Annotated in this window: 1 pseudogene; it reads left to right on the top strand. The window is 62.4% G+C overall.

From position 1 onward, the window contains the following. Positions 1-255: pseudogene (locus tag ACYOEI_RS41400) on the top strand (ISAzo13 family transposase); the annotation flags it as partial.

The raw sequence follows: 255 nt of genomic DNA, 5'->3' as shown, positions 1-255 counted from the left end.
TTCGATGGAAGGCACTTCGGACCAAGTCGATGCCTTGATTCGCTCGGGGGCACGACGACTGACTGGCTATCAACGACGCCTGTTCCAGGCCGAAGTCACCAGGGAATTATGTGGCGGAAGCGCCCGGCTGGCCGAACGGCGTTTCGGTTGGGGTCGCGAGACGGTTGAGAAAGGGATGCAGGAATCCCGGCAAGGGGTGCGCTGCCTGGAGAACTTCTCCGCCCGAGGCCAACGGCGAAGCGAGGACAAGGATCC

The sequence above is a fragment of the Singulisphaera rosea genome (genome assembly GCF_054877945.1).
This window is presented reverse-complemented; position numbering and strand designations above follow the sequence as displayed.